The organism is Olavius algarvensis spirochete endosymbiont, assembly GCA_900608495.1.
Classification (GTDB): Bacteria; Spirochaetota; Spirochaetia; order DSM-2461; family DSM-2461; genus UBA2779.
Genome location: UWYT01000017.1, coordinates 1 through 5,433 on the forward strand (window position 1 = coordinate 1; position 5,433 = coordinate 5,433).

General features: G+C 52.3%; 9 protein-coding genes. All 9 read left to right on the plus strand.

Annotated features, from left to right (window positions below; all coding sequences use genetic code 11):
* Positions 1-1,523, plus strand: a 1,523-nt coding sequence (locus S1OALGB6SA_RS00125; protein ID WP_148083982.1) for a transposase domain-containing protein, incomplete at its 5' end; no start/stop codon positions are given.
* On the plus strand, positions 1,524-2,441 hold the full coding sequence (locus S1OALGB6SA_RS00130; protein WP_124032155.1) for an AAA family ATPase: 918 nt from the start codon (positions 1,524-1,526) through the stop codon (positions 2,439-2,441).
* Positions 2,442-2,522: 81 nt separating this feature from the next.
* The gene (locus tag S1OALGB6SA_RS00135; protein ID WP_124032156.1) at positions 2,523-3,023 is read left to right on the plus strand and encodes a host-nuclease inhibitor Gam family protein; all 501 of its coding nucleotides are present in this window, start codon (positions 2,523-2,525) and stop codon (positions 3,021-3,023) included.
* Entirely contained in the window at positions 3,013-3,468 is a 456-nt protein-coding gene (locus S1OALGB6SA_RS00140; RefSeq protein WP_230204313.1) for a phage protein GemA/Gp16 family protein, read from the plus strand. Before S1OALGB6SA_RS00135 ends, S1OALGB6SA_RS00140 begins: the two co-directional genes overlap by 11 nt.
* A gap of 2 nt (positions 3,469-3,470) precedes the next feature.
* Positions 3,471-3,752 carry a Mor transcription activator family protein gene (locus S1OALGB6SA_RS00145; RefSeq protein ID WP_124032157.1) on the plus strand — a complete coding sequence of 94 codons (282 nt, stop codon included), beginning with the start codon at positions 3,471-3,473 and terminating at the stop codon, positions 3,750-3,752.
* A gap of 63 nt (positions 3,753-3,815) precedes the next feature.
* Positions 3,816-4,226: a hypothetical protein gene (locus S1OALGB6SA_RS00150; RefSeq protein ID WP_124032158.1), complete on the plus strand. Its 411-nt coding sequence runs from the start codon at positions 3,816-3,818 to the stop codon at positions 4,224-4,226.
* 192 nt (positions 4,227-4,418) lie between these two features.
* Positions 4,419-4,727, plus strand: coding sequence for a hypothetical protein (locus S1OALGB6SA_RS00155; RefSeq protein WP_124032159.1), 309 nt, complete (start codon positions 4,419-4,421; stop codon positions 4,725-4,727).
* On the plus strand, positions 4,714-4,992 hold the full coding sequence (locus tag S1OALGB6SA_RS00160) for a hypothetical protein (RefSeq protein ID WP_124032160.1): 279 nt from the start codon (positions 4,714-4,716) through the stop codon (positions 4,990-4,992). Before S1OALGB6SA_RS00155 ends, S1OALGB6SA_RS00160 begins: the two co-directional genes overlap by 14 nt.
* Positions 4,982-5,284, plus strand: coding sequence for a hypothetical protein (locus S1OALGB6SA_RS00165; RefSeq protein WP_124032161.1), 303 nt, complete (start codon positions 4,982-4,984; stop codon positions 5,282-5,284). Before S1OALGB6SA_RS00160 ends, S1OALGB6SA_RS00165 begins: the two co-directional genes overlap by 11 nt.
* Positions 5,285-5,433 lie beyond the last annotated feature (149 nt).

The following is a 5,433-nucleotide window of genomic DNA, read 5'->3' on the forward strand; positions in this document are numbered from 1 at the left end:
GGCTCAGCTTGAGCCAATACTCCGAAGCCTACAATTCGGGGCACATCGACAAGCAAGATGGAGTAAAAAAGCTCTCAGCCGCCACCCTCTACCGCTGGCAGAAAAACTACAACGAAGGCGGCATCAGGAGGCTTGTCCCCCGGTACAACACCCCCACCGGCGCCCGCAGCCTAAGCACCGAAGAGAAGGAGCTTATCCAGGCCTACTATCTGGATGAGAACCGTCCCTCCCTAGCTCACATTCTCAGGCTCATAAGGCGATACCATGGACGCGCCATCAAATACTCTGCAGCTCGGCGCTACATCAACCGGCTGCCCAGAGCTCTAATAATCCGCAAACGGGAAGGAGCCAAAGCCTACAACGACAAGGCCGCTCCCTTCATCAAACGCGGCTACGACATGGATGTTATGCAGATTGTTTCTGCCGATCATCACATCCTGGATCTTCTCTGCCGGCACCCCCAGAAGGGAACCCCCTTTCGTCCCTGGCTCACCATGATTATCGACTACCGCAGCCGCAAACCCCTGGGCTGGCAGGTGTCCGCAACCCCAAGCCGTTACAGCATCCTGGCGGCTCTGGAGAAATGCGTTGCAAGCTACGGCATACCCTCGGAGATCCATATCGACAACGGGAAGGATTTCCGGAGCAAACTGCTAAACGGCGAAACCATAAGCATCAGGAACAACGATCCCTTTGGAGGGAAGCAGACTCTGGAACTCCAGGGCATCTTCGGCCGCCTGGGCGCCAGGGGGCGCTTTGTTACTCCCTATAGGGCTCAGGCCAAGCCGGTGGAACGCTTCTTTCGCTTCGTAGCCGAAACCTTCTCCAAGGAATTTCCCTCCTACACCGGCAGCAACACCTCCGCCCGCCCCGCTGATACGGCCCTCTACTACAAACGCATCAACGGCCAGGAAAGACGAGGCGATCTGCTCGAGCTGGAAGATGTAGCGGTCCTGTTGAATCTCTGGGTAAAACGATTTTCCGCCGAACACCGCCACAGCGGCGATGGCATGCTGGGGCGCACTCCCAACCAGGTTTTCGCGGAAGAATCCGGCAGTCCCCGTCCAATCATGCCGCTTAAGTGGCGAGAGCTCATCTTTGCCGAGGAGTTCACACGCATCATCCAGCGCACAGGAATATCCATCGACAACGAAGATTACTACGCCCCCGAGGTGGCAGAGTATCTGGGCCAGCAGGTCATCGCCCGCAGGCCCTTTAAGAATGAAGGCAGTATCATCGTTTTTGCTCCGGACGGCCGTCAGCTTTTTACCGCCTACGCCGGATATCTCCAGGACACTGGAGATGTCAAGGTCAATTCCAAGTGGCGCGGGAAGGTGAACAAGACTCAGAAGGCCATCCTCGAATCCTATCTGGAAAAACTCATCAAACGAAAAGGCCTCCTCGATGAACTCCCCGAAGCCCGCAAAGCCGTCGGCATCGACGACGTCATAAGTATACCTGGTATACCCGCAAACAAATCAAAGAAATCCGAAAACATCAGCGATTTCTTCAAAGGAGTATGAATGATGAAGCAGCTCAAGGAAGAATTGAAGCAGTACATCGCCGCAGAGAGGAAGAGTCAGAACCAGATTGCCAGAAGCATCGGTGTATCCAGTGGAGCCATCTCCGCCTGGCTATCAGGCAGCTACAAAGGAGACAACGAGAAGCTTACTCACTCTATCAAAGTATATCTTCGCAAGGAAAAAAACCGCCGTCAGGCGCTGGCCATCCCCACGGTACAGATTGAAACTTACCGGCAGATACACCTTGCCATGGACATTGCCGCAGAAGAGGTGGACATCGCACTAATCTGCGGACATGCCGGCACCGGTAAAACCATCGCCCTCACGGAATACGTCAGCCAGTACGGCGGCATCTACATAAAAGTGGATAAAACCTACACCCAGCACCGCCTTACCATAGTGCTGGCCGACAAACTCGGCGTAAGCGTAAAAGGCTCAGCCGCGCAGCTCACTGAACGCATCATCCACACCTTGGAAGATTTGGACACCCTGGTAGTGATCGACGAGGCCGACTATCTCTTTGACAGTTCGCTGGAATACCTGCGGCAGGTAGTCTATGACGCCGGCAACACCGGCCTGGTGCTCTGCGGTCTCCCCAGGCTCTCTTCCATCATCCAGAACGTCCGCAACGATCACGATCAACTCTTAACCCGCATCGGCGTACGCCTTATGCTCGACGACATCAGCAGCAAGGATATGGAAGCCATCATCGATACTGCCTGGCCGTCGCTAAAAACACCTATAAAACAAAAACTAATTACATCCTCCTCCATCCGTTTTCGCTCTGAGCTCTCTCCATGTCTTAGAACCTTGGAGAAGATGCTCAAGCGTCTGCATCTCTACACCCACCGCAAGGGGGAGGAGCCCACCGTGGAAGACGTCAAGGAAGTAGCAAAACTGGCCATGAGGAGGTATTAGCCGTGAGATGGAACACCAAGTTTGACACCGGGCCGAGAGGGGGCAGTTTGCCTCCAAAAATCATTTAAAGGAGTAGATAAGATGAATCAGCAAGTAGAGAATTGGGAAGAAGCCGATGATGCTATCCGCCGGATGGGGGAAATCATAGTCGCCCTCACGGATGCCAGCGGAGAACTCACTCTCAAAATCAACAAACTAAAGGAAGAGGTGAAGCAGGGCATCGCCGGACTTGAGTCCGAGCGCAAATACCTGGAAGAACAAATCACTCATTTCTGCGAATCCCAGAAGGCCGAGTTCGCAAAGAAGCGCAGCAAAGTTCTGAACTTCGGCCTCATCGGATTTAGAATCAGCTCCAGTGTTCCCATTCCCAGAGACAGGGGCAAACTCTCCGATCTAATCGCCACTCTCAAACATCTTCGTCTGGATAGCTGCATCAAAGTGGAAGAGAAGATAGACCGAGACCAGATAAGCACCCTGGATGATGGTGTTATAGCCAAATTGGGTTTGAAGAAAACAGTCAAGGATTCCTTCCGGATTCAGCCCAATCTGGAGAAAATCCAGGATTTGAAACATGCAAGCTGAAGGATGCAAGCAAACCATGCTTACCAAACGCAGGCAGAAACTGGCAGTCATCCACATTGCGAAAAAGAGACTGGGCATTACCGATAAGAATTACCGGGCCTTGCTCCATGAAGCAGCCGGTGTGCAAAGCGCCGCCGATCTGCGAAATGACACCCAGTACTTCACCTTGATGCGGGCCTTCAGGGCGGCGAGTTGCAAATCCCGAAGAAAGCATCCCGCAAAAGACGAGGGCCTCCACTGCACCAAAGCTCAGCACTATTACATCAGGGGACTCTGGGAACTGGCCTCCCGCTCCAAAGCAGAACGCTCCCTCCAGGCCATGATTAAGCGCATTTGCGGCATAGACGATCCGCGCTTCCTCACCAAGGCTGGAGCCACCAAAATAATCCTGGCCCTCCGGAGCATTGCCGAAAAGGCCGGATTCAACCCCGACCGGAAGGATTAGTCATGGAAGGCTTTGATACCTACAGATTGCTCTCCGATGAAGTCGGAGAAGAGGCAGCCCAGCAGGTCTTCGAAGTTTTCGCCGGTTACACTGTCAACTTCCCCAAAAAAGTTACACTTTTTTTCCGGGACCTCGAAATCCTCGAACGTTTCGACCGAGGCGAAACCTACGAACAGCTGGCCCGCGCCTATCGACTCTCGCCTCAGCAAATACGCAACATCACATCCCGAGTTTATCGCCGTCGCACCGCTGAAAAGCAAAGGGAACTGAGGCTAAATTTTTAAAATACTTTAATAGACCATTTGAATCAGTGTGTCAAAGAATGCTCCTTAAATAGGAGCATAATCATGCCCAAAAGACACAAACAGTTCGCTCTGGTCATCCTTGCCTTTCTTATAACGGCCGCATGCATCGCCCTCTTGGAGAGTCCGCAGGTTATAGGCGCAATGGCCGGAGCCTTTCTGACAGTTGTGGGAGCATACACCGCCCTGGACTTGCGAGCCGTAGTTCAACACACCGGAGCTCTGCCATCCGGTTCCTACGCGGTGGCCGACAAATGGAAATACTACATGGGGATACTGCTGCTCACCTTACTCTTCGCCCTGTGTGCAGCAAAACAGCACCTCTACGAGATTGACCTTGATTTGGCCTTTGGATTCCTCGGACCGGGAATCGTGGTGATTATAGGGTTCGTCATAGCGGGACTAAAAGCTAACAAGGCGGCAATGGTGCGCGGTCCTGTCTCAGAAGAGAAATGATCAAGATCATCCTCATTCTGGGATCTCTTGTCCTGGTTGCCGGAGGTCTCGCTGCCTTGTTGTTGAAGCGCGGCCGTCGACTCAAAAAGGACATCAAAACCGCAAGGGTCACCACAATAATGATCGCAAGAAGGGCGGAAAATCTCGTTAGCCTGCAATCCCGCCAACAAAGAATTCGAGAGGAGGTCGCAAATGAAAAAACCAGACTGGCAAAGACGAAGGATAGCGACTTGCTTAATCGCGCTAATGCTCTCTTTCACAAGCTGCCGGACGATCGGCAATAGTGTCAAGCTGCCGGAGTTCCAGCATCCTCCCTGGCCAACCCCTCCGACGGAGCAGCAGGTAGCCTTTTCAGAAGTTTCCGAAGGATTACTCCTGACGCCGGACGAATACCGGAAACTCGAAGAGAACATCATCGAACTTCGCCGCTACATCGCGGAGCTCGAAGCACAACTTATCTTTTACCAAAGCGACTTAGGTGATCAGAGTGGCAGTAAGTGACAAGCCCTCACAAACCGTAACCCTTGCGGTCCTCAAGGTAGAGATGGATCATATCTTCGTCAAAATCGCCGAGATAAAAGATATTCTTAAGGATTCAGTCCGTCCAACAGACTTTGCAATTCTAAGAGAAAAAGTCACCCAAAACGAAGAGCAAATCAACCGGCTCAAAACACTGCAGGTTTATATCGCGGCCATCGCCGCCGTGGTATCCCCGATTCTGCTCATAATCTTAAGCTCAGTTATCGAGGGTCTCTTTGGCTCATAACGACGATGTGAAGAACAAAGCGGAAAAACTCTGCGTCTTCGAATGCCGCATCCCGGGAACTCAAATCAAAAAAACAGTGCGGGCCCTATCCATCGGGCAAAATGCTCGCGGGCTTGGTATCCGCATCTTACCGCCCGATTATGCCCGGCTGAATGATATACAAAGCCGCATGATCGATGTATGGGATAGCGAGGCTGAAAAGTACGACCTGCCCCTGAAATCCATCCATAACGCGGAAAACAAAAAACTGCGAATCGAACGGATTCTCTTTTCCCCTGCTCGAAAATCATAAAATCCGCTTCCACTCTCACGGTCTTGATCAGGAGCTCCTCAAGGAGCAGCTCCTAAATCTATTCGACGGCAGCCATATTCCCCAGGCCGTAAGTTAACATCCCTGGTGCTACATACGTTTTTCAAGATTCCGTCCCAGAATTTTGTTCA

What these genes read in the sequence shown, in the direction of transcription:
- S1OALGB6SA_RS00135 (WP_124032156.1), top strand. Translation starts at nt 2,523, where the DNA reads ATGAATCAGCAAGTAGAGAATTGGGAAGAAGCCGATGATGCTATCCGC.
- S1OALGB6SA_RS00140 (WP_230204313.1), top strand. Translation starts at nt 3,013, where the DNA reads ATGCAAGCTGAAGGATGCAAGCAAACCATGCTTACCAAACGCAGGCAG.
- S1OALGB6SA_RS00145 (WP_124032157.1), top strand. Translation starts at nt 3,471, where the DNA reads ATGGAAGGCTTTGATACCTACAGATTGCTCTCCGATGAAGTCGGAGAA.
- S1OALGB6SA_RS00150 (WP_124032158.1), top strand. Translation starts at nt 3,816, where the DNA reads ATGCCCAAAAGACACAAACAGTTCGCTCTGGTCATCCTTGCCTTTCTT.
- S1OALGB6SA_RS00130 (WP_124032155.1), top strand. Translation starts at nt 1,524, where the DNA reads ATGATGAAGCAGCTCAAGGAAGAATTGAAGCAGTACATCGCCGCAGAG.
- S1OALGB6SA_RS00155 (WP_124032159.1), top strand. Translation starts at nt 4,419, where the DNA reads ATGAAAAAACCAGACTGGCAAAGACGAAGGATAGCGACTTGCTTAATC.